This window comes from Ruegeria sp. HKCCA4008 (assembly GCF_013033125.1).
Lineage (GTDB): Bacteria > Pseudomonadota > Alphaproteobacteria > Rhodobacterales > Rhodobacteraceae > Ruegeria.
In genome coordinates, this window is sequence record NZ_WQDM01000006.1 from 44,237 (window position 1) to 67,088 (window position 22,852).

Annotated in this window: 21 protein-coding genes; 11 read left to right on the top strand and 10 right to left on the bottom strand. The window is 59.7% G+C overall.

Annotated elements, in window-relative coordinates; genetic code table 11:
* Window positions 1-91 precede the first annotated feature (91 nt).
* Together GOW60_RS13890 and GOW60_RS13895 are read right to left on the bottom strand one after the other, a co-directional pair.
* A complete protein-coding gene (locus GOW60_RS13890) occupies window positions 92-439 on the bottom strand; it encodes a hypothetical protein (protein WP_254443963.1) in 348 nt (115 codons plus the stop codon).
* 188 nt (window positions 440-627) lie between these two features.
* On the bottom strand, window positions 628-2,286 hold the full coding sequence (locus GOW60_RS13895; protein ID WP_171229739.1) for an NAD+ synthase: 1,659 nt from the start codon (window positions 2,284-2,286) through the stop codon (window positions 628-630).
* 153 nt (window positions 2,287-2,439) lie between these two features.
* On the opposite strand from GOW60_RS13895, the gene GOW60_RS13900 reads away from it, so the two are divergent.
* Window positions 2,440-3,921 (top strand): 2-isopropylmalate synthase, encoded by a 1,482-nt coding sequence (locus GOW60_RS13900; RefSeq protein WP_171229740.1) that lies wholly within the window; start codon window positions 2,440-2,442, stop codon window positions 3,919-3,921.
* A gap of 4 nt (window positions 3,922-3,925) precedes the next feature.
* On the opposite strand, the gene GOW60_RS13905 is transcribed toward GOW60_RS13900, so the two are convergent.
* Entirely contained in the window at window positions 3,926-4,591 is a 666-nt protein-coding gene (locus tag GOW60_RS13905; RefSeq protein ID WP_171229741.1) for an SDR family NAD(P)-dependent oxidoreductase, read from the bottom strand.
* Window positions 4,592-4,880: 289 nt separating this feature from the next.
* Between GOW60_RS13905 and GOW60_RS13910 the strand changes: the two genes are divergently transcribed.
* Window positions 4,881-6,449, top strand: coding sequence for a 2-isopropylmalate synthase (locus tag GOW60_RS13910; RefSeq protein WP_171229742.1), 1,569 nt, complete (start codon window positions 4,881-4,883; stop codon window positions 6,447-6,449).
* A gap of 177 nt (window positions 6,450-6,626) precedes the next feature.
* On the opposite strand, the gene GOW60_RS13915 is transcribed toward GOW60_RS13910, so the two are convergent.
* Window positions 6,627-7,412, bottom strand: coding sequence for a 23S rRNA (adenine(2030)-N(6))-methyltransferase RlmJ (locus tag GOW60_RS13915; protein ID WP_171229743.1), 786 nt, complete (start codon window positions 7,410-7,412; stop codon window positions 6,627-6,629).
* A 154-nt stretch (window positions 7,413-7,566) separates the two neighbouring features.
* Between GOW60_RS13915 and GOW60_RS13920 the strand changes: the two genes are divergently transcribed.
* From GOW60_RS13920 to GOW60_RS13945, 6 genes are read left to right on the top strand one after another with little or no spacing between them, the layout of a single operon-like run.
* On the top strand, window positions 7,567-8,613 hold the full coding sequence (locus GOW60_RS13920; RefSeq protein ID WP_039523195.1) for a rod shape-determining protein: 1,047 nt from the start codon (window positions 7,567-7,569) through the stop codon (window positions 8,611-8,613).
* 58 nt (window positions 8,614-8,671) lie between these two features.
* The gene (mreC, locus tag GOW60_RS13925) at window positions 8,672-9,574 is read left to right on the top strand and encodes a rod shape-determining protein MreC (RefSeq protein ID WP_152456889.1); all 903 of its coding nucleotides are present in this window, start codon (window positions 8,672-8,674) and stop codon (window positions 9,572-9,574) included.
* On the top strand, window positions 9,567-10,103 hold the full coding sequence (locus tag GOW60_RS13930; RefSeq protein WP_171119657.1) for a rod shape-determining protein MreD: 537 nt from the start codon (window positions 9,567-9,569) through the stop codon (window positions 10,101-10,103). Before mreC ends, GOW60_RS13930 begins: the two co-directional genes overlap by 8 nt.
* Window positions 10,100-12,049: a penicillin-binding protein 2 gene (gene mrdA / locus GOW60_RS13935; RefSeq protein WP_171229744.1), complete on the top strand. Its 1,950-nt coding sequence runs from the start codon at window positions 10,100-10,102 to the stop codon at window positions 12,047-12,049. Before GOW60_RS13930 ends, mrdA begins: the two co-directional genes overlap by 4 nt.
* Window positions 12,046-13,185: a rod shape-determining protein RodA gene (rodA, locus tag GOW60_RS13940; protein ID WP_171229745.1), complete on the top strand. Its 1,140-nt coding sequence runs from the start codon at window positions 12,046-12,048 to the stop codon at window positions 13,183-13,185. The genes mrdA and rodA overlap by 4 nt, the downstream gene beginning before the upstream one ends.
* 15 nt (window positions 13,186-13,200) lie before the next feature.
* Window positions 13,201-14,133, top strand: a complete 933-nt coding sequence (locus GOW60_RS13945) for a glyoxylate/hydroxypyruvate reductase A (RefSeq protein ID WP_171229746.1) — start codon at window positions 13,201-13,203, stop codon at window positions 14,131-14,133.
* Window positions 14,134-14,135: 2 nt separating this feature from the next.
* On the opposite strand, the gene GOW60_RS13950 is transcribed toward GOW60_RS13945, so the two are convergent.
* The 6 genes from GOW60_RS13950 to GOW60_RS13975 form a co-directional block, all read right to left on the bottom strand.
* The gene (locus GOW60_RS13950; RefSeq protein WP_171229747.1) at window positions 14,136-16,151 is read right to left on the bottom strand and encodes a M3 family metallopeptidase; all 2,016 of its coding nucleotides are present in this window, start codon (window positions 16,149-16,151) and stop codon (window positions 14,136-14,138) included.
* A 75-nt stretch (window positions 16,152-16,226) separates the two neighbouring features.
* On the bottom strand, window positions 16,227-17,276 hold the full coding sequence (locus GOW60_RS13955) for a HesA/MoeB/ThiF family protein (protein WP_171229748.1): 1,050 nt from the start codon (window positions 17,274-17,276) through the stop codon (window positions 16,227-16,229).
* Window positions 17,276-17,731: a dUTP diphosphatase gene (dut, locus tag GOW60_RS13960; RefSeq protein WP_171119662.1), complete on the bottom strand. Its 456-nt coding sequence runs from the start codon at window positions 17,729-17,731 to the stop codon at window positions 17,276-17,278. Before dut ends, GOW60_RS13955 begins: the two co-directional genes overlap by 1 nt.
* Before the next feature lie 15 nt (window positions 17,732-17,746).
* Window positions 17,747-18,943, bottom strand: a complete 1,197-nt coding sequence (coaBC, locus tag GOW60_RS13965) for a bifunctional phosphopantothenoylcysteine decarboxylase/phosphopantothenate--cysteine ligase CoaBC (RefSeq protein WP_171229749.1) — start codon at window positions 18,941-18,943, stop codon at window positions 17,747-17,749.
* 63 nt (window positions 18,944-19,006) lie between these two features.
* On the bottom strand, window positions 19,007-19,831 hold the full coding sequence (locus GOW60_RS13970) for a ChaN family lipoprotein (RefSeq protein WP_171229750.1): 825 nt from the start codon (window positions 19,829-19,831) through the stop codon (window positions 19,007-19,009).
* Window positions 19,828-20,706, bottom strand: a complete 879-nt coding sequence (locus tag GOW60_RS13975; RefSeq protein WP_152456879.1) for an RNA polymerase factor sigma-32 — start codon at window positions 20,704-20,706, stop codon at window positions 19,828-19,830. The genes GOW60_RS13970 and GOW60_RS13975 overlap by 4 nt, the downstream gene beginning before the upstream one ends.
* A 99-nt stretch (window positions 20,707-20,805) precedes the next feature.
* On the opposite strand from GOW60_RS13975, the gene cobU reads away from it, so the two are divergent.
* From cobU to GOW60_RS13990, 3 genes are read left to right on the top strand one after another with little or no spacing between them, the layout of a single operon-like run.
* The gene (cobU, locus tag GOW60_RS13980) at window positions 20,806-21,327 is read left to right on the top strand and encodes a bifunctional adenosylcobinamide kinase/adenosylcobinamide-phosphate guanylyltransferase (RefSeq protein WP_171229751.1); all 522 of its coding nucleotides are present in this window, start codon (window positions 20,806-20,808) and stop codon (window positions 21,325-21,327) included.
* On the top strand, window positions 21,324-21,902 hold the full coding sequence (locus tag GOW60_RS13985) for a histidine phosphatase family protein (protein ID WP_171229752.1): 579 nt from the start codon (window positions 21,324-21,326) through the stop codon (window positions 21,900-21,902). Before cobU ends, GOW60_RS13985 begins: the two co-directional genes overlap by 4 nt.
* 58 nt (window positions 21,903-21,960) lie before the next feature.
* Complete coding sequence (locus tag GOW60_RS13990; protein ID WP_171229753.1) at window positions 21,961-22,842, top strand: glutathione S-transferase; 882 nt, start codon at window positions 21,961-21,963, stop codon at window positions 22,840-22,842.
* Window positions 22,843-22,852: the final 10 nt, after the last annotated feature.

Below are 22,852 nucleotides of genomic sequence, written 5' to 3' on the forward strand. Positions count from 1 at the left end.
ACAAAGCATGGGCAATACAAACTGCCACCGCAACATACGATTTTCGGCATCTGTGACCCAGACGCCTGAGGTTTAAAGCGCGGGCCGAAGGTTACGCTGCGCCGGACAGTTCCGCCCATTTCTGGCGCAAGATCGCGGACAACCGGTTTTCCTTCAGCGCCGCTTGCGCGGATACGTCTTCCTGAGGAAGCAATTGCGGAAACTCTGGCCGCAACATGGCCGCTTTCTGATCTTCCGACTGCCGCTGCTCATTCAACAGATCGGCAATTGCTGTATCCAGCTTTTTTTCATCCAATTCTTGCGGCGGAGATTCCATTGTGCGCCATTTCAAAGGCGCATGAAGCGATTTTTCATAATCCTCGTACATTTTAACACCAAACCATTCACTCAGACATCCAACCCCGGATACGCTGCGTTCGCCACATTCGGCCTTCGCCATCAACGGCAATGCGTCGCATCCGCCCCACATTGGGCAACTTCCAAGCAAAAATGTGTCAGAAAAATGTCACCCAAGCAAGCCAGGGATGGCCTTTTTCGCCCGGTTGCACGGGCTTTGCCCTTCGATCAGGGAACAATGTACAACACGGAAACTTCACTGTTTCCGATCTGGCGGGCTTGGCTTCGATTTCAGCGACGATCACGCCAGCGATTTACGATCGGGTACCGCCGGTCCAGCCAGAATGCCCGCTTACTCAAGCGCGTGCCCGGAGCGGACTGGAACCGTTTGTACTCGCTCATATAGATCAGGTGCTCGACCTTTCGCGCGTCCGCCTCGTCAAATCCGGCGGCGACGCAATCCGCGATGGAGCCATCCTGATCGACCAGAATGTCAAGTATCGCGTCCAGCACGGGATAGTCCGGCAGGCTGTCACTGTCCTTCTGATCTTCGCGCAGTTCGGCGCTGGGGGGTTTGTCGATGACGGACGGGCGAATGACCTCTCCGTCAGGCCCCATCATCCAGTCTCGATGGTTGGCGTTGCGCCAGCGGCAGGTTTCGAACACGCGGGTCTTGTACAGATCCTTGATCGGGTTGTACCCGCCATTCATGTCGCCATAGATCGTGGCATAGCCCACCGCGACCTCGGACTTGTTGCCGGTGGTCAACAGCATTTCGCCGAATTTGTTCGAAATCGCCATCAGCAAAAGCCCGCGCAGGCGCGACTGAATGTTTTCCTCGGTCAAGCCTTCATCCAACCCCGCAAATAGCGGAGCGAGCGTGTTGGTGACGGCAGCCCGGCTTTCCGAAATCGGCACATGGTCATAGTGCACACCCAGCGCCTTGGCGACGGCCTCGGCATCGTCCAATGACGCTTGGCTGGTATATTCCGACGGCAACATCACACAGCGAACATTGTCGGCCCCGATGGCATCCACCGCGATGGTCGCCACCAAGGCGGAATCGATCCCTCCGGACAGTCCCAGAACTGCCTTTTTGAAACCGGTCTTGCCCATATAGTCCCGCAGGGACTGCACCATCGCGCGGTAATCCTGCTCCCACACATCCGGCTGGGGCACGATTTCTGCCGGCACAATGCGCCAGCCATGATCGCCGCGCTCAAGATCCACCTGAGAAACCACTTCGTCGAATACCGGCATCCGGAAGGCCAGCTCTCCGCCCGGGTTGAGACCGAAGCTGGCGCCGTCAAAGACCTGATCGTCCTGCCCGCCGACCATGTTCAGGTAGATCAGCGGCAGGCCCGTTTCGACCACGCGCGCGACCATATGGTTCAGACGTACATCGTATTTGTTCCGGAAATAGGGCGACCCATTGGGGATCAGCAGAAACTCGGCACCGGTTTCCTCAAGCGTTTCCGCCACATCCGGGTGCCAGCCATCCTCGCAGATGGGGCTGCCGATCCGGAAGTTGCCAACCGAATACGGCCCGCCCAGAGGACCCGCATCATACAGGCGCACTTCGTCGAAAACAGTCTCATTCGGCAAGTGGTGCTTCAGAACCTTGCTGGTGATCCGCGCCCCCTTCAGGATCAGATAGGCATTGTACAACTTGCCATCATCGACCCACGGGCCACCCAGGGCAATCGCGGGCCCATCGGCGCATGTCGCGGCCAGAGACTCGACCGCATCCATGGCCGCGCGATGAAATACCGGCTTCAGCACCAGATCCTGCGTGTTGTATCCGGTGATGAACATCTCGGGGAACGCCACCAGATCGGCCCCCGCCGCCTTGCCCTGTTCCCACGCGGAAACGACCTTGGCCGCATTGCCGTCGATATCCCCTAAGGTCGGGTTCAGTTGCGCCAGAGTGATGCGGAAACGGTCGGCCATGCTGCCCTCTTGCCTCGTCAGTCCTATTGCCATTTAGCAGATCATCGCGCGAGTAAAAGGCCAATGCGGCAAAACCCGTTGCCCTGCCCGCGACGGTACCCTAGTTTTGCGCCCAGGGATGCAACCAACGATGATCCGGCAGGCAGGACCAAAATGAACGTGATCCGAAACTCAATTGGGGCTGTGGCCATGAGCCTGGCAGCTGCGACCGCTTTTGCGCAGGACGGCACGATTATCGTCAAGGATGACGAAGTGGGCGGCGTCTACGAGGGCACTTATGAGAATGGCCTGCGCCACGGGACGGGTACGTATCGGCTGCCCAACGGGTTCGAATACACCGGCCAGTGGGTGGAAGGCGAGATTCAAGGCCAAGGCGTCACCAAGTACCCGGATGGATCGGTTTATGAAGGCGCGTTCGTCAAAGGTCAGCCGGAAGGACGCGGCAAGATCGTTTACGCCAATGGCAGCAGCTATGATGGAGAATGGTCCAACGGATCCATCAATGGCACGGGCATCGCTGAATTTGCCAATGGCTCGCGCTATGAGGGTGAGTTCAGGAACGCACAAAGGCACGGCAAGGGCAAACTGACCTTTCCCGACGGATATGTATACGATGGCGACTGGGTGGACGGTCAGCGGCAAGGCAAGGCCACGATCACCTATGCCGATGGCAGCGTTTACGAAGGCGATGTCAACGCCGGCTTGCGCGATGGCACGGGCACCCAGACGATGCCTGACGGAATGGTATACGAAGGCGAATGGACGCAGGACCAGATCACCGGGACAGGTCGCCTGACCTATGCCAATGGTGATGTGTATGAAGGCGAGCTTGTGCAGGGGCGCCGTCAGGGCAAAGGCAAAGTAACTCACGCGTCAGGGGACGTCTATGAGGGCGACTTTGTCGATGATCGCCGCCATGGCAAAGGCACGTTCACCGGAACCGATGGATTTGTGTACACCGGCGACTGGAACCAGGGTCAGATAGAAGGCCTGGGTGAGCTGACCTATCCCGACGGTTCGGTTTACGTGGGCGATTTCGTGGCCGATCTGGCGGAAGGAAACGGCCGCATCACCTATCCCGACGGCTCCACTTACGAGGGTGAGTGGATCGCTGGCGTCATCGAAGGCCAGGGTACGGCGACCTATGCCACCGGCATGATCTACAAGGGCCAGTTCAAAAACGCGCAAAGCCACGGCAAGGGTGTGATGACCCGCGCGGACGGTTCGATCTATGACGGAGACTGGGTCAACGGGGTTCGTCAGGGAAAAGGCAAGGCGACCTACTCTGACGGCACGGTATACACCGGGGATTTCGTGAACGGTAAGCGCCACGGCAAAGGAGAAATCGTGACCCCTGCCGGGTTCAAGTATGTCGGCGACTGGTCCGAAGGCAAAATCAACGGCGAAGGCATAGCGACCTATTCGAACGGCGACGTCTATGAGGGCAACTTTGTCGACAACAAAAGGCAGGGCAGCGGAACCATGCGCTATGCCAACGGGCAAGAAGAAACCGGTATCTGGGAAAACGGGGTTTTGCCAAATCAAACCCAGGACCAGCAGGGCGACGCAGACGCTCCGGCACAGCAGATAGACCCGGATTCAGAGACGGCACAACCAGATCCGTCTGGCGAATGATCGTTCACCAGGGAACAGGTTTTCCGGCCCAGTCAAAGAACCCACCGGTATCCGCCGGGCGCAACCCGCCGATCACGGACATCAGGTTGCGCGCGGCTTCACCGGGTTCAACGGCGGGATGCCGGCCCAGATATTTCCGAGTAAACTCTGTTTTGACCGTGCCGGGATGCAGCGCAACACATATCGCCTGTTTATGGGTCCGGGCCAATTCAATTGCCGAAGTATGGACGATTTGATTGACCGCGGCCTTGGCCGCGCGGTAGCTGATCCAGCCGCCCATCCGATTGTCGCCAATGGACCCGACCCGCGCGGACAATACAGCAAATACCGAACGCCGCTGTCGCGGCAACAACTGATGGGCCCGGCTTAGCACCAACGCCGGACCAACAGCGTTCAGAGCAAACTGGTCCATCATTGCCCTTGCCGAAACAGACCGAATGGTCTTTTCGGGCGCATTGCCTGAAATTTCCAGCGCCCCGGACGCGACAAGAACAAGATCGAACGGGCCCGATAGGCGATCAAGCATCCGGCTTGCTCGATCTGGCTCAATCAGATCGAACCCCTCGACAGAGCGCGAGAGGCACGTCACCGCAACGCCCTGCGCCTCCAATTGCTCGCGTACGGCCGCACCAATCCCGCCGGACGCACCAATGATCAAAGCAGTATCCATCTGTGACCAGCTAGCGGCAAGGACGGATCAATCAAGGGACAGGGAATTTCCAACCCCCTACACCGCAACTTGTCGAAAATTGGTTCTTTTCATTCCCGGCGGCGTCTGTATAACCTCAAACCCATGATCAACTGCGCAGATATCCCTTTTGCCAAAGCCGCCCCTCGCGGCGCGGTTCTGCGTGGCCTACTGATCCTAATCCGCCTCTGAGCGTGCCATCCGGCGCGCCCGCTCAGAGGAGGACGCCAGCGCGCCAAAAGGCTTTAGGACAGACAAGAAAGAGATTCCCATGACCAACGTGACCGACCAAGACCGCGTCTTGATCTTTGATACCACTTTGCGCGACGGCGAGCAGAGCCCCGGCGCGACCATGACCCATGACGAAAAGCTCGAGATTGCCGAACTGTTGGATGACATGGGCGTCGACATCATCGAAGCCGGTTTTCCGATCGCATCCGAAGGTGACTTCAAAGCGGTGTCCGAGATCGCCAAGAACGCCAAGAACGCCCGTATCTGCGGTCTGGCCCGCGCCAATTTCGCTGATATCGACCGCTGCTGGGAGGCGGTCAAACACGCGGAACAGAACCGCATTCACACCTTCATCGGCACCTCTCCGCTGCACCGCGCCATTCCGAACCTGACACAGGACGAGATGGCTGACAAAATTCACGAAACGGTCAGCCACGCGCGCAACCTGTGCGAAAACGTGCAGTGGTCGCCGATGGACGCGACCCGGACCGAATGGGATTACCTGTGCCGCGTCATCGAAATCGCGATCAAGGCCGGGGCAACCACCATCAACATCCCCGACACCGTGGGATATACTGCGCCTCTGGAATCCGCTGACCTGATCAAACGCCTGATCGAAACGGTTCCGGGCGCAGATGAGGTGATCTTCGCCACCCATTGTCACAACGACCTCGGCATGGCGACAGCGAATTCGCTGGCGGCGGTCATCGGTGGCGCACGCCAGATCGAATGCACCATCAACGGCCTGGGCGAACGCGCCGGCAACACCGCCCTGGAAGAGGTCGTAATGGCTATGCGCACGCGCAATGACATCATGCCCTTCCACACCGGGATCGACACGACCAAGATCATGCATATCTCGCGCCGGGTCGCTACGGTGTCGGGCTTCAACGTGCAGTTCAACAAGGCCATCGTCGGCAAGAACGCGTTTGCCCACGAAAGCGGCATCCATCAGGACGGCATGCTCAAGAACCGCGACAATTTCGAGATCATGCGCCCCGAAGATATCGGCCTGTCGGGCACATCCCTGCCTCTGGGCAAGCACTCGGGCCGCGCGGCTCTGCGCGACAAACTGGAAACGCTGGGCTTTGAAGTTGGCGACAATCAACTCAAAGACATCTTCGTGCGGTTCAAGGATCTGGCGGATCGCAAGAAAGAAGTGTTCGACGACGATCTCATTGCGCTGATGACGTTGGACGAGGCGGACGACTATCTGCAATTGGTGTCGATGAAAGTCACCTGCGGCACCGGCGGGCAGGCGGAATCGACGGTTGAGCTGGAAGTCGACGGCAAGGACGTCATCGCAACTGAACATGGCGACGGGCCGGTAGACGCGACCTTCAAGGCAATCCGTGCGATTCACCCCAACACGGCCCGTTTGCAGCTGTATCAGGTTCATGCGGTGACCGAAGGCACCGATGCGCAGGCCACGGTTTCGGTCAGGCTGGAAGAAGATGGTATGATCGCCACGGGTCAGTCGGCGAACACGGATACCGTCGTGGCTTCGGCCAAAGCCTATATCCACGCGCTGAACCGCCTGATCGTGCGCCGGGAAAAGACCGGCCCGGGCGCGGATGCCCGCGAAATCAGTTACAAAGACTTGACCTGATCCAAAGTGGCGCGGTGAGGGGCTCCCGCATCTGCGGTTGCCCAGCTGCGCCGAGCACCCTTGCAGCTTTGGGCCCGGCAGCGCGCCTGCGGCGCGCTGCCGGGCCCAACATGTTTGACGGCATCTCTGATGCAGGCAAACAGGGCGGGAGTATCGGTTGCATTTCTTTGGCTGGCCTCAGAGACCTGCAAATAGCTGCGACAGGCGTGTCGTTTCTTCCTCGATGCCGAATGGTGCGTTCAGAATGAACATCCCTGATCCCACCATCCGATGCCCTTCGCGCACCGGTGGAAATGTCACCTCATGACAAATGGCTTTGGGGAAGTTTTGCGCTTCAAGCGTCGCGATCATCCGGGCGTGGCGTTTGTCCGACAGAACCGGGTACCACAGCGCGATCACCCCGACATTCCATTTCCGGTGCAGTTTGGCAATCACTCCGGGCAGTCGATCGTAATCGGTCTTCACCTCATAGCTTGGGTCTATCAGCAAAAGCCCCCGTCGCGGCGTCGGAGGCAGCAGGGATTGCACCAGTTCAAACCCGTCCTGCCGATACACCTTCGCCCCGAACGGTGACATTGCCAAGGACAGCGCGGCATGTTCCTGGGGGTGCAGCTCGGCAAAATGCAGACTGTCCTGATCCCTCAACAGATGTGCTGCAATCATCGGCGATCCCGGATAGGCCGCGTCGCCGTGCCGGGCCTGTATGTTTTTCAGAACCCGCGCCATCGGATGTCCGGGGCCGAACCACCCTTCTCGTTTCGCGCGCTCGATTCCCGCTGCCGCCTCGCCCGTCCGCATGGATTCGTCCGCGTCCAACTGGTACAGCCCCCGCCCGGAATGCGTTTCGACATAGCTGAGCGGCTTGTCCTTCTGCGTCAAATAATTCAGCACCCAGGCCAGCAATGCGTGCTTTTGGACATCAGCCAGATTCCCGGCGTGGTAAATATGTTGATAAGAGAGCATTTTGCCTTCTAAAGTCCCATTCAATAAGGCGGAAAGGTGCTGATTGTCGCGGAATCAGCCCTTTTACCGGGCGTGATGGCACCCTATAAGTCATCCGTCCCGGAACCGTCGAGTCGCGGGCAGTAGAAAACCGACATACAGGATCAGGGGAAACATGGGGATCTTTGGCAATCTGGGCGGCCTGTTCACAGCGGACATGGCCATCGACCTTGGAACGGCAAACACGCTGGTTTACGTCAAGGGGCGCGGTGTCATCCTGTCTGAGCCTTCCGTGGTTGCCTATCACGTCAAGGACGGCGTGAAGAAAGTTCTGGCTGTCGGCGAAGATGCCAAGCTGATGCTGGGCCGGACGCCCGGTTCGATCGAAGCCATCCGCCCCATGCGCGAAGGTGTGATTGCTGACTTCGATACAGCCGAAGAAATGATCAAGCACTTCATCCGCAAGGTTCACAAGCGTTCGACTTTCTCGAAACCCAAAATCATCGTCTGCGTCCCCCATGGCGCGACACCCGTTGAAAAGCGGGCGATCCGTCAGTCGGTTCTGTCCGCTGGTGCCCGCCGCGCCGGCCTGATCGCCGAACCGATCGCCGCCGCCATCGGCGCGGGCATGCCGATCACCGACCCGACCGGCAACATGGTCGTCGACATCGGCGGTGGTACAACCGAAGTGGCGGTTCTGTCGCTGGGCGACATCGTCTATGCCCGCTCGGTCCGCGTAGGTGGCGACCGCATGGATGAAGCCATCATCTCATACCTGCGCCGTCAGCAGAACCTGCTGGTCGGTGAATCCACTGCGGAACGCATCAAGACGACAATTGGCACGGCGCGGATGCCTGATGATGGCCGCGGCCAGTCAATGCATATCCGGGGTCGTGACCTGTTGAACGGCGTACCCAAGGAAATCGAGATCAGCCAGGCCCAGGTCGCCGAGGCGCTGTCGGAACCCGTCCAGCAGATCTGCGAAGCGGTGATGACTGCGCTGGAAACCACTCCGCCCGATCTGGCCGCCGATATCGTGGATCGCGGCGTCATGCTGACAGGCGGTGGTGCATTGCTGGGTGATCTGGATCTGGCCCTGCGCGAACAGACCGGCCTGGCCGTGTCGATTGCCGACGAAAGCCTGAATTGTGTGGCTTTGGGCACCGGCAAGGCGCTAGAATACGAAAAACAGCTGCGCCATGCGATTGACTACGAAAGCTGAGGCGCGCACCTTTTAGGGGCAGTCTGAATTCGGCACGAGCAGCACGGGAAGGTAACCTGTGGCAAAAGACCGATCACAGCGCGATGACTACACGACCCCTCTGCGCCGCTTGTTGCTGGGGATCATCATCCTGTGCTTGCTGGGTATCTTTCTGGTTTGGCGGATCGACAGCCCACGCGTCGAGCGGTTCCGCGCGCAGGTGGTGGACGCGGTCGTACCGTCGATGGATTGGGCCATGGTGCCCGTGACTGCCGCTGTGAACCTTGTGCGTGATTTCCAAAGCTACCAGCGTCTGAGCGAGCAAAACCGCGAGCTGCGCAGCGAACTGCGCCTGATGCGTGCCTGGAAAGAGGCCGCACTGCAATTGGAGCAGGAAAATGCGCGGCTGTTGGATCTGAACAATGTCCGCCTCGACCCGCGCCTGACATACATCACGGGTGTTGTGATGGCCGACAGCGGGTCACCCTTCCGGCAGTCCGTCCTGTTGAATGTGGGGGAACGCGACGGGATCGTTGATGGCTGGGCCACGATGGATGGCATCGGGCTGGTTGGCCGAATTTCCGGCGTCGGGCCAGATACGGCTCGGGTGATCCTGGTGACGGATGCCACCAGTGCCATTCCGGCAACGATTCAGCCTTCTGGCCAGACCGCGTTGATCAAAGGAGACAATACTCCGGCCCCAGTGGTCGAATTCCTGGAAAACCGAGAGCTGGTCCGCCCCGGTGATCGGGTGATCACATCCGGCGACGGAGGCGTTTTTCCGGCAGGCCTTTTGATCGGCCAGATCGCCGCGGATCCGGGCGGCCGTCTGCGCGTTCGCCTTTCAGCGGATTTTGAACGGCTCGAGTTTCTTCGCGTTCTGCGCTTCCATTCGCCCCCACCGATTCAGGATCCGGGTGGGATCGTCGGGCCAACTCGGCCCGAAACTGCGCTTGTACCGGATGAGGTCAGCGATGGATAGGCCCGCCTCATACAACTGGGCCATGCGCGGCCTTTACGTTGCGCTGGCCTTTGTCGTGCTGTTCATGCACTTGCTGCCGCTCGATGCGCAACCGGATCGCTGGCCTTTTCCTGATGTATTGGTTGCGCTGACCTTTGCCTGGGTATTGCGGCGCCCCGATTATGTGCCCACCCTGTTGGTCGCGTTTGTCATGCTGATGGCGGATCTTTTGCTGCAACGCCCGCCCGGCCTTCTGGCTGCGCTGGTGGTGTTTGGCACAGCCTATCTGCGCTCTGCCGCTCCGGGTATGAAGGACACTGGATTTGTCGGAGAATGGATGTCCGTCGGTGTGGTGATTGCCATGGTGTTTTTGACGAACAGAGTCGTTTTGTCGATCTTGTCGGTGCAGCAGGCCGCTTTGTGGCCAGTCGTGATGCAACTTGTGCTGACAATCGCCTTCTACCCGTTCATCGTGCTGTTGAGCCAAAGCGTATTTGGCGTCCACCGCCTGTCTGCTGCGGATGCCGGAGCCGTAGGGGGCGGAACATGAAACAACGCAAACCCAAGTCGCAGGGCCTTGCCTATAAACGCCTGCCACGCCGGGCGCTGCTGCTGGGCGGTTTGCAGGCGGCTTTTATCGGCGGGCTGGCCGCACGGATGCGTTTCATGCAGGTGGATCAGGCCGACGAATACCGCCTGCTGGCCGAAGAAAACCGCATCAACATTCGACTGATCCCGCCAACCCGTGGACGTATCTATGACCGCAATGGTCAGATCATCGGTCAGAACTCACCATCCTATCGCATCGTTATCGTGCGTGAGGATGCGGGAGACGTCGACAAGGTGATTGCCAAATTGTCGGAACTCATCCCGCTGAACGACGATGAGATCGAACGCGCCCGGACCGAAATGCGCCGATCAGCGCCGTTCCTGCCGGTCACTCTGGCGGATCAGGTCACTTGGGAAGACATCTCGAAAGTCGCGGTCAATGCTCCGGCCCTTCCGGGTGTGACGCCCGAGGTCGGCCTGACACGGCAATACCCACGCTATGAGGATTTCGCCCATATCGTCGGCTATGTCGGCCCGGTCAGCGACTACGATCTCAGCAAGCTCGAAGACCCCGAGCCGGTTTTGCGAATTCCCCGGTTTCAGATTGGCAAGGTCGGGTTGGAAGCCAAGCAGGAAACAGCCCTGCGTGGCAAAGCCGGCGCAAAGCGTGTCGAAGTCAATGCCACAGGGCGCGTCATGCGCGAGCTGGACCGGCAGGAAGGTCAGCCGGGTGCGGACTTGCAATTGGCGATCGATGCCGACCTGCAACAATATGCGCAAGCGCGGCTGGCAGGTGAAAGCGCGGCTGCAATTGTTCTGGATTGCGAAACCGGGGACCTGCGCGCTGTTAGCTCTACACCCAGTTTCGATCCTAATCTGTTTGTGCGCGGTATCTCGGTCGCTGATTATCGGGCATTGACGGGGGACAAGTATCGCCCTCTGGCCAACAAGTCCGTACAAGGCACTTATCCTCCGGGGTCGACGTTCAAGATGGTCACTGCATTGGCGGCGCTGGAGGCCGGCGTAATAGGCCCTGGAAACACAGTGTATTGCCCCGGACATCTGAAGGTCGGCAGCCGCAGGTTCCACTGCTGGAAGCGCGGCGGGCATGGCACGGTCGATCTGAACCTGTCGCTTAAACGCAGCTGCGACGTCTATTACTACGACGTGGCATTACGGGTGGGCATCGACAAGATATCCGAAATGGCCCGTACATTGGGGCTGGGCGTCAAGCACGATATTCCGATGTCGGCGGTTGCCGCTGGACTTGCCCCCAATCAGGAATGGAAGCAGCGGACACACGGTCAGGATTGGCTGGTGGGCGACACGGCCAACGCGTCCATCGGGCAAGGGTTCATGCTGGCATCACCGCTTCAACTGGCCGTCATGGCGGCTCGTATAGCCACCGGCCGATCGGTGACACCGCGCCTTGTACGATCGATCGACGGTGTCGAGCAGCCTTCGGGCGCAGGGGAACCGCTGGACATCAACGCCTACAATCTGGAACAGGTGCGCAAGGCCATGTACTCGGTCTCGAACGATCGGCGGGGGACGGCCTATCGCAGTCGCATCATCGCAGACGAGTTCCGCATGGCCGGCAAAACCGGCACCAGCCAGGTCCGCAACATCACTAAGGCCGAGCGTGCCGCCGGCGTGATCCGCAACGAAGACCTGCCATGGGAACGTCGCGACCACGCCTTGTTCGTCTGCTTCGCGCCCTATGACAATCCGAAATACGCGGTTGCCGTGGTCGTTGAACATGGCGGCGGCGGGTCCAAGGCGGCGGCACCGGTCGCCCGCGATATCATGCTTCAGGCGCTCTATAACGGTACTCCGCCGCTTGAAGCATATCCGGTTGCCGACCGCGAGCGCATCAAGGAACAGCAAAAACGGCTCGAGGGCGACCGTCGCCCCAAAGCGCGTCCCGATGGAAAGGACCGCGCATGAGCTATCTTGAATATGCCGTGAAATCCACGCCGTCGGGGTTTCGGAAATTCCTGTACATGAACTGGCCGCTGACCCTGTTGTTGATCAGCACGGCCAGCGCAGGGTTCCTGATGCTGTATTCGGTTGCAGGCGGGTCGTGGACACCCTGGGCAGAACCGCAGATGGAGCGGTTCGGGCTTGGCCTGATCGCGATGTTCATCATTGCTTCGGTTCCGATCTGGTTCTGGCGCAACATGTCCGTGCTGGCCTATCTCGGGTCGGTTGCGTTGCTGGTATTCGTGGAATTGTTCGGCACCATCGGCATGGGCGCGCAGCGTTGGATCGACCTTGGATTCATGCGCCTGCAACCCTCAGAAGTCATGAAGGTGGCCCTGGTCATGGTTCTGGCGGCGTACTACGACTGGCTGCCATCGCACAAGACGTCGCGCCCTCTTTGGGTCGTTATTCCCGTGGCTCTGATTGTCCTGCCCACGCTGCTGGTTCTGAAGCAGCCGGATCTCGGCACGTCGATCCTGCTGTTGGCTGCCGGTGGCGGGCTGATGTTTCTTGCGGGTGTCCACTGGGCTTACTTTGCAGCCGTCATTGCCGCCGTCGTGGGCCTGATCGCCGCCGTGTTCAACAGTCGCGGGACCGACTGGCAGTTGCTCAAGGATTATCAGTTCCGCCGGATCGACACGTTTCTTGACCCCTCTACCGATCCTTTGGGTGCCGGATATCACATCACGCAATCCAAGATCGCCCTTGGTTCCGGGGGCTGGAACGGGCGGGGTTTCATGCAGGGTACGCAATCCCGGCTGAACTTCCTGCCCGAGAAACACACCGATTTCATCTTCACCACCCTCGCAGAGGAGTTCGGGTTCGTCGGTGGCATCACGCTTTTGATTCTCTACGCCCTGATCCTTGTGTTCTGCATGGCGACCGCATTGGCCACCAAGGATCGGTTCTCGTCACTGGTTACTCTGGGCATCGCGCTGAACTTCTTCTTGTTCTTTGCCGTCAACATGTCGATGGTTATGGGCATGGCACCGGTTGTGGGCGTCCCTCTGCCAATGGTCAGCTATGGCGGATCGGCCATGCTGGTGCTGATGGCCGCGTTCGGCATCGTCCAAAGCGCTCATATCCATCGTCCCCGCTGATCTGAAAGGCCCCCGATGCCCGTAAACGTTCTGTTTTCCGCGCGCCCTGCCCTGTGGCCCGTGTATGAACCGCTGCTCACTCGATACCTTGCGGAAGCTGGCGTTGAGGCGCGGCTCGGTACGGAATTTGACCCGGATCAGGTCGATTACGTTGTCTACGCTCCGAATGGCGGGTTACTAGATTTTTCGCACTTTACACGCCTGAAGGCGGTTCTGAGCCTCTGGGCCGGGGTTGAAAAGATCGCGGACAATGACACGCTGACCGTCCCCTTGGCGCGAATGGTGGATCACGGGCTGACGCAGGGTATGACCGAATGGGTGGTGGGCCATGTGCTGCGCTATCATCTGGGAATGGATCGCCAAATCACCATCCAGGATGGCGTCTGGGCCCCGGATGCCCCACCTTTGGCGCAAGAGCGCAAAGTGTGCATTCTGGGCCTCGGCGCGTTGGGAGAAGCCGCGGCCCGCGCCCTGGCCTCGCTGAATTTCACGGTCACAGGCTGGAGCCGCACCGCCAAGGACATCCCCGGCGTAAATTGCCTGCATGGTCCTGACGGTCTACGTGACGCGCTTTCCCAGGCCGAGATACTGGTTCTGCTGCTGCCTGACACCGCTGCCACCGAAAACGCGTTGAATGCTGAAACGCTGGCCCTGCTGCCCAAGGGCGCGCGGATCATCAACCCGGGTCGCGGACCTCTGATCGATGACGATGCGCTGCTGGATGCCTTGAACGCGGGTCAGGTCGGTCACGCGACGCTGGATGTGTTCCGGGTCGAGCCCCTGCCCCCCGATCATCCGTATTGGGCACATCCGAACGTGACGGTGACCCCTCATATCGCGTCCGAGACCCGCCCGGCCACAGCCGCGCAGGTCATTTGCGAAAACATCCGGCGCGGCGAAGCCGGAGAGCCCTTCGTGCACCTGGTGAATCGCGCTTTGGGCTACTGATTTCAGGCCGCGATCAGACCGCGGCCTTTCAACAGGGCGTCAACCCCCGGCAATCTTCCCCGGAACGCCAGATACAGGTCTTCTGCCTCGCGCGAACCGCCAGCGGACAGGATGTTGTCCTCCAACGCTTTGGCGCGTTCGGGGTCAAAGGCACCTCCCGCCTCTTCAAAGGCGGCAAAGGCGTCGGCATCCATCACTTCGGACCACATATAGCTGTAGTACCCCGAGCTGTAGCCATCGCCTGCAAAGACATGCGCGAAATGCGGAGTAGCGTGGCGCATTCCAATGGCCTTCGGCATCCCCAACCCGGCCAAAACTTCTGACTGTTTCGCCATCGGATCTGTCGGCGCCTCGCCATCGTGGAAGGCCAGATCAACAAGGGCCGAGGCGACATATTCCACCGTCTGGAATCCCTGATCGAAATTGGCCGCTTTCAGCACCTTTTGCAGCATTTCCTGCGGCATCGGCTCGCCCGTTTCCGCATGGGTCGCAAACTCGGCAAGAACCTCGGGCACTTCCAGCCAGTGTTCGTAAAGCTGGCTGGGCAATTCTACGAAATCGCGCGCCACAGACGTGCCCGAGATGCTTTCATATGTCACGTTGGACAGCATCTGGTGCAGGGCATGGCCGAATTCATGAAACAGAGTCCGCGCGTCATCATAGGACAGCAGGGCGGGATCCCCCTTGGCAAAGTTGCAGACATTGATGACAACCGGTGTCTGCTTCTTTGGGAATTTGGCCTGCGCCCTCATCGCGCTGCACCAGGCACCTGACCGCTTGGACCCTCGTGCAAAGTAGTCTCCGATAAATACGGCAACATGCTGCCCGTCGCGGGTAACGTCCCAAGCCCGGCAATCCGGGTGATAGAGGGGTACGTCCAACGGTTTGAATTCCAGCCCGAAAAGCCGGTTGGCGCAGGCAAACGAAGCCTCGATCATACGATCCAGTTGCAGATAGGGTTTCAACGCGGCCTCATCCAGATCATGTTCCGCCTTGCGCCGCTTTTCAGCATAGTACCGCCAATCCCAAGCTTCCAGCGGGCCGTTGATGCCGTCTTCCTGCATCATCTGCGTCAGAACATCCGCGTCGGCGTCGGCGCGGGACTTGGCCGGTTCCCAGACCTGCATCAACAGTTCGCGCACCCGATCCGGCGTGCGCGCCATCTCGGTTTCCAGCTTGTAGTCGGCGAAGGTGTCATAGCCCAGAAGCTTGGCACGCTCTTCGCGCAAGGCCAGGATTTCGGCCGCGATGTCTCGGTTGTCGGTCTCGCCCCCATTGGCACCGCGCGCGGCCCAGGCGCGATAGGCTTTTTCACGCAGGTCCCGGCGGGGCGAGAATTGCAGAAACGGCACGATCAGCGACCGTGACAAGGTGACCACCGGCCCCTTGGCTTTCTTCTCCTGCCCCGCGGCACGCGCCGCATCCACGACGAAATCCGGCAGGCCGTTAAGATCCTCTTCGGTCAGATCCATGTACCAGTCCCGCTCATCCGCCAGCAGGTTCTGGGTAAACGACGTGCCCAGCGACGCGAGGCGCGACTTGATCTCTTGCATACGGGCGTCTTCGTCCCCTTCCAATGCCGCGCCGGCACGCACAAAGCCCCGGTGGGTCAGCATCAGCACACGCGCCTGTTCTTCGGTCAGGTCAAGATCATCGCGCCGTGCCCATAGGTCGGCCACACGCTTGAACAGCAACTTGTTGGAAGAAATGCCCGAAAAATGCGCCGAAAGCTTGGGGGAAAACGCGCGTTGCAGTTCTTCCCGCTTGGGGTTGCTGTCCGCGCCCGCAATCGTGAAGAAGACCGACAGAACCTTGTCCAGTTGCCCGCCCGCAGCCTCGAGCGCCTCGATCGTGTTGGCGAATGTGGGGGTATCCGGATTTGCCGCTATCGTGTCAATCTCGGCGTTATGCTCTTTCATCGCCTGCTCCAGCGCGGGCGGGAAATCATCATCCGAGATATCGGAAAAAGGGGCGATTTCAAATGGTGTGGTCCAGTTGGACAGGATCGGGTTGGTCATGCGGATCTCCTTTGATCCCATAGCTATGTCGCCATGGCCGGGTGTTCCAGAACACCCAACCCATGTGAAGAAAGGTTAATCGTTTCTCATGCCACAAATGGGGCAATCGTCCCGGCGGGTCAGAGCAATCTTGCGGCTTTCGCCATACAGCGCGTCATAGATCAGCATCTCGCCGCGCAGCGCCATGCCGGCGCCCGTTATCACCTTGATCGCCTCGACCGCCATCATCGATCCGACGACGCCCGGCAGCGGACCGATCACCCCGGCCTCGGAACAGGACGGGGCCAGACCGGGGGCCGGGGCCTCTGGGAAGATGCACTGATAGCAGGGGCTGCCATTGGCCGGGTCAAACACACTCAGCTGACCTTCCCACTGCGACAAAGCCCCCGAAATCAGCGGTTTGCCCAGCGCGACAGCGGTTCGGTTTGCCAGATACCGGGTCTCAAAATTGTCGGTTCCGTCAAGAATCAGATCGAAGTCTGCAAACAGGTCGGTGGCGATTTCCTTGCTTAAGCGGCGGTGATAGGGCAGAACAACGACGTTCGGGTTTTGCGCCTCCATCGCCTGTTGTGCCGAAAAGACCTTGGGCATTCCAATATCCGCGTCGCGGTGAATGACCTGTCGTTGCAGGTTGGCATTCTCGACGACGTCATCGTCGATGATCCCGATCGTGCCGACACCCGCAGCCGCCAGATATTGCAGCGCAGGTGCACCCAGACCACCTGCGCCGATTACCAGTACGCGGGCTTTTTTTATTTTTTTCTGACCAGGCCCACCCAGTTCGCGCAAAACGATATGACGGGCATAGCGGTCCAGCTCGGCCTCGGTAAATCGGTCCGAGGGCAAGTCGGGCTCCGGGTCAGCAGCTGAAACTGCGCGGTTGCGCAAGGCTTTGAGTATTCTGCCATACAGCAAAGCCAGCGCCGCAAAACCCACGAGGATCAGCCAAAGCGCCGCAGACCCACCCGTTGCTTCGCGAAGAGGGTGCCCATCCGGCAAGATCAGATGGGACAGTATGACGCCGGCCAGCAACACACTCACGGAAACCACCCGCGCTTTTTTCGACGTGCCGGCGATATAACCGACACCCCAAAGCCCAGCAGCCAGGATGAAAACCAACAGCATCAGCCGCGCCCGGTCGAGCCGAAACCGCCAGCCCCGCGATCGGTTTCGCCCAGAGCCTGAGCCAGTTCAAACGTTGCCTGCACTACCGGCGCGACCACAAGCTGCGCGATACGATCCCCGTGGGCGATCTCGAACCGTTCCTGTCCCGCATTCATCACGATCACGCCCAAAGGCCCACGATAGTCGCTGTCGATAGTGCCCGGCGTGTTGGGCAGTGTAATCCCATGCTTCAACGCAAGGCCCGAGCGGGGCCGAACCTGCACCTCATACCCTTGTGGGATTTCAATGCGCAGGCCGGTCGGCACCAGCGCCCGCTGACCGGGGTCCAGCGTAATCGGCGCGCCGCCGGGCAGATTGGCACGCACGTCCGCGCCAGCCGCCCCCGAGGTTTCGTAAGAGGGAAGCGCCACGGCGGGGTCTGCCCCGTCTTCGCGGATCACCCGGATTGCAACCATGCCCTTGCCTTTCCTTCAGCCTGCCAATGCGTCCGCGATTTTCGCCGCCAGACGCCGGGCAACTTCGCCTTTGCCCATACGGGGCCATTCCTCGGCCCCGTTGTCCGAAATCAGGATGACCGCATTCTCTGACCCGCCCATAATGCCTGTTGCAGGGCTGACATCGTTTGCGACGATCCAGTCGCAGCCTTTGCGCAGACGCTTGGCCGTGGCGTGTTCGATCACATTGTCGGTCTCGGCCGCAAAGCCTACAACCAACGGCGGGCGGTTCACGCCCATCCCGGAAACACGTTTCAGAATGTCCGGGTTTTCGGCGAATTCCAGTACCGGCAGGCCATCGCGGCTTTTCTTCAGCTTCTTGTCCGATGCGCTGGCGACCCGCCAGTCCGCGACCGCAGCCGCGAATATTCCGGCATCGACGGGCAGAGCTGCATCAACTGCATCAGACATCTGTTGCGCGGTTTCGACAGGTACGACCCGCACACCCACCGGGGGCGGCACGTCTGCCGGGCCGGTCACAAAGGTCACCTCGGCCCCCAATTCCGCCAGCGCCCGGGCCACGGCGGCACCTTGGGCCCCGGACGAACGGTTGGCTATATACCGGACCGGATCTATCGGCTCATGCGTCGGGCCGGACGTCACCAGCACCCGCCTGCCCGCCAAGGGCCCCGCAGACAACCGAGCCTCAACCGCCGTGACAATTTCCAGCGGCTCTGACATGCGCCCCGGACCGTATTCGCCACAGGCCATGTCGCCTTCGTTCGGGCCCACAAAGCGCACGCCATCCGCTTGCAGTTGCTTCAGGTTTCGCTGTGTTGCCGGGTGGGTCCACATGCGCACATTCATCGCGGGCGCACACAGAATGGGTGTGTCCGTGGCCATCAGAAGCGTCGAGGCCAGATCGTTGGCCAGCCCTGCGGCCATCTTGCCCATCAGATCCGCCGTTGCGGGTGCCACGACGATCAGATCCGCAGAGCGGGACAATTGAATATGCCCCATCTCGGCCTCATCAGTGAGGTCAAACAGATCGCGATAGCCTTTTTCACCTGCCAGAGCCGATACCGACAGCGGCGTCACAAACTCTTCCGCAGCGCGCGTCAATACAGGGGTTACGTCCGCGCCACGCTCGCGCAACCTGCGGATCAGGTCCAGCGATTTGTAGGCCGCGATTCCGCCACCGATAATCAGCAGAATGCGTTTGGATGACAGCATGTTCAGCCCTTCCCGTCCCGGTCGGCCCCGACATTAGGCAAGGCCCGCAGGTAGTTCCAGCGATTAATTCTGAACCTGAAATGCCGCACAGGGGTCTTCGCGCTCGGCCGTAGGGCTATCAATCACGATATCGAATTCTCCGTCGATCACTCCATCTTCGGATTGTCCGACGGCCACGACTTTCCAACCTGGCCTGAGGCGCGCAAGATAAGTCGGTATGCCCCGATCCTTTCGCGCATGACCGTTTCCGGTGATCACGGCAACCGGACCCCCGGTTTCGTCCATCGCACGGACCACGGCACGGGCCAGCACAGCATCGCGCAATCTTTGGATCGCAACCATCTGGGGCAACATTTCAGCCGGAAGCGCATCACAATGCGCCGCCAACTGGTCGGCCTCGCGCGCGGCCTGTTCTTCGGGCGATAGAGGCACCGTCAGGCCATAACGCGCCGCATCTGCACCCAACGCCGTGGCGGCACCGCGTTCCATCGCGGCACGCGCGGCAGCACGCGGAACCATGGCCCCGTAAACCGGCGCGCCTGAAGCCTCGAACACCGGATAATACATGCTGAGCGGAGGCCAGCCACTTTCAGCCCATTCCAGAATACGGCTCAGTTCTTCTGGGTTGGACACAGCTTTCTGAGCGAGCCTCTGCGCGCCCTCTTCCGTGACCATTTCCCAGACGACGGCCGAGGGTGAAACAGCTTCAAGCGCCTCGGCCTGCACCAGATGATGCGTCGGGTTGTCGTGAACTTCCCCCAATATCACGACATCGGCCTCCACCATCGCGGACATGGCATCAGCGGGAACAAGTCTATCTGCCAGCCCCGGTCGCGCTGCCGCAACCGTAAGACCCAGAACGCACACAAGAATCGCAAACTGTTTCATGCGATGAAGTGTTGCACCTCGCGCGACTGGGCTTCAAGGTTCTTGCGCATTTTCGCGAAGGCTGCGGCCTCAAGCTGTCGTACACGTTCCTTGGACAGGCCCAGCTCGGTTCCCAAGCTTTCCAGGGTTCGCGCGGGGTCTCGCAGCTTGCGCTCGCGCACAATGAACCGCTCGCGATCATTCAAGGCATTCATCGCCGTCAACAGCCACTTGCGCAGTTGTTCAGTATCATGGCTGTGTTCAACTGCTTCGGCTGCCTGCTCGCGGTCATCTTCCAGGGCATCGATCCACTCGCGCCCATCCTCATCAGCGGATTGCACCGCATTAAGCGAAAAATCAGAGCCGGACAGACGACCTTCCATCATCTCGACGTCGCGCAGCGGCACACCGATTTCCGTGGCGATCATCTGATGCAACTGATGACGGTCCAGTTCCTGCCCTTCGGTGGCGGCTTCACGTTCCAGCCTGGCCTGAACTCGACGCATGTTGAAGAACAGCGATTTCTGGGATGAGGTAGACCCGGTCCGAACCATGGACCAGTTACGCATCACATAGTCCTGAATGCTTGCCTTGATCCACCATACGGCATAGGTCGAAAACCGCACGCCGCGATCTGGATCGAACTTGTCTGCGGCCTTCATCAGGCCAAGGCCTGCTTCCTGAATGAGATCATTCATCGGCGCGCCATAGCGCTTGAACTTGGCCGCCATCGAAATCGCCAGACGCATATAGGCGGTGATCAGACGGTGCAACGCCTGTTCATCACGCTCATCACGCCAAGCATAAGCCAGTTTCAGTTCGGTTTCCGCATCCAGCAGCTCGGCCTTCATTGCTTGCCGGGACATCGAAAAGTCCGTCGCATTATCCAGTGCCATAAACCTCTCCCCTGTTTGCAGGTACTGGTCAGACTTGCTTTGCCGACCTATGACCATTACGCAAAACAGCACCAAACGGATCAACTATAGGTAAGTACTGTGTCGCCGGATTTAACCTTGGTTCTGGGTGGGGCCGCGTCAGGGAAGTCGGTTTTCGCCGAAGAACTGGTTGTTTCTCAGGGGAAAAGCCGAGTTTACCTTGCGACATCACAAGTGTTTGATGACGAGATGCGCCAGAAGATTGAGCGCCATCTTGAACAACGCGGCGACGGGTGGACCACGGTTGAAGAACCCTTCGATCCGGGGCCGGTTCTGGCCACGTTGTCGCCCGATCAGATTTGCCTGATTGACTGCGCCACCATGTGGCTGAGCAACCACCTGTTGACTGATACCGATCTGGAAGCGGCACAAACCGCCCTGCTTGACGCCCTTCGTGCATGCGCCGCGCAAATCGTGATCGTCTCGAACGAAGTTGGCCACGGTATTGTCCCGGACAACGCCCTGGCCCGCCGGTTTCGCGAAGCCCAGGGGCGGCTGAATATCGCACTTGCAGCGCAGGCCGATCTGGTGGTGCAGATCACCGCCGGATTGCCCTTGGTTCTGAAAGGGCAATTGCCGTGACGCGCCTTCACCTTGTTCGACACGGGCCGACGCACGCGAAAACCATGGTCGGCTGGTCCGACCTGCCCGCCGACCTGAGTGATACAGCCGCACTGAAACGTCTGAACGACCATTTGCCGCCCGAGGCGCTTGTGATCTCGTCCGATCTGTCACGGGCAGTTGAAACCGCCACGGCCATACAAGGTCAACGTCAACGCCTTCCTCATGATCCGGGCTTGCGGGAAATTCATTTTGGTCACTGGGAGTTGCGCGGATTTGCCGAAATCGAAGCCGAAGACCAGGAACTGGCCTTTGCGTATTGGGACAACCCCGGCGATGTCCGCCCGCCGCAGGGTGAAAGCTGGAACGACGTCCGCAATCGGGTCGACGCGGCGATCGACACGCTTGTTTCAGCACATTCAGGCGGCGATCTGGTCATCGTTGCGCATTTCGGCGTTATCCTAACTCAGGTGCAGCGCGCACTTGATCTGGACGGACAACAGACTTTTTCACACCGAATCGACAACTTGTCGGTGACGGATATCCTGATCGACGCAGACAGGTGGTCCGTCGGTACAATCAATCACCTTCCGTGAACAGACCCCGCACAAATCAATGTTTTACCGAACTGCGAACCTGCGGCATCGTCTGCGTATGACATATGATTTGTATATCGGCGACCGCCTCTTCTCCAGCTGGTCAATGCGTGGCTGGTTGATGCTTGAGAAATTCAACCTGCCCTACAGAAGCCACATGATTGGCCTGTATTCGGGCACAATGGCACAGGATATGGAGCCCTTGGCCCCAGCGCGACTTGTGCCTGCCCTGCGCCTGCCGGAAGGAACTGTGGTGGGCGAAAGCCTGGCCATGGCTGAAACCCTGGCCGAGCGCCACCCTGATGCCGGGTTGTGGCCATCAGATCCCGCCGCCCGGGCAACCGCCCGCTGGCTGTGCGCCGAGATGGTGGCAGGGTTTGTTGCCTTGCGAGGTGAATGCGCGATGCAATTGCGCCACGTCTGGCAGGGTTTCGCCCCATCAGATGAAACACTGGCAGATCTGGCACGCATCGAAACACTCTGGGGCCATGCGCGCAAAGTGTCAGGTGCGGAACAAGGCCCGTTGTTTGGCACGTATTCTCTGGCGGACGTGTTTTACACACCTGTCGCAGCGCGGATCATCGGATACGGGCTGCCAGTATCCAAGGCGAACCGGACCTATTGCCTGGACCTGTTGTCAGACCCCGCCGTCAGACAATGGCGCGCAATGGGCCTGACCATCAGATACGACCCTTTTCCCTATCGTCTGGATTTGCCGTCCAAGCCCTGGCCGATCGGAGGGGTTTCAACCGCCAAGCCGGTCTCCGGCCCGTCAATCAACCAAGTTTGCCCGTATTCCGGCAAACCCGTTGCGGAATTTCTTGAGTTGGATGGCAAATGCTGGGGCTTCTGCAATCCATTCTGCCGCGACAAAACCGTTGCCGATCCCGACGCGTGGCCAAAATTCGCTGCATTGCGCGCAACTGTTAACGACTCTTAAACCACAATCA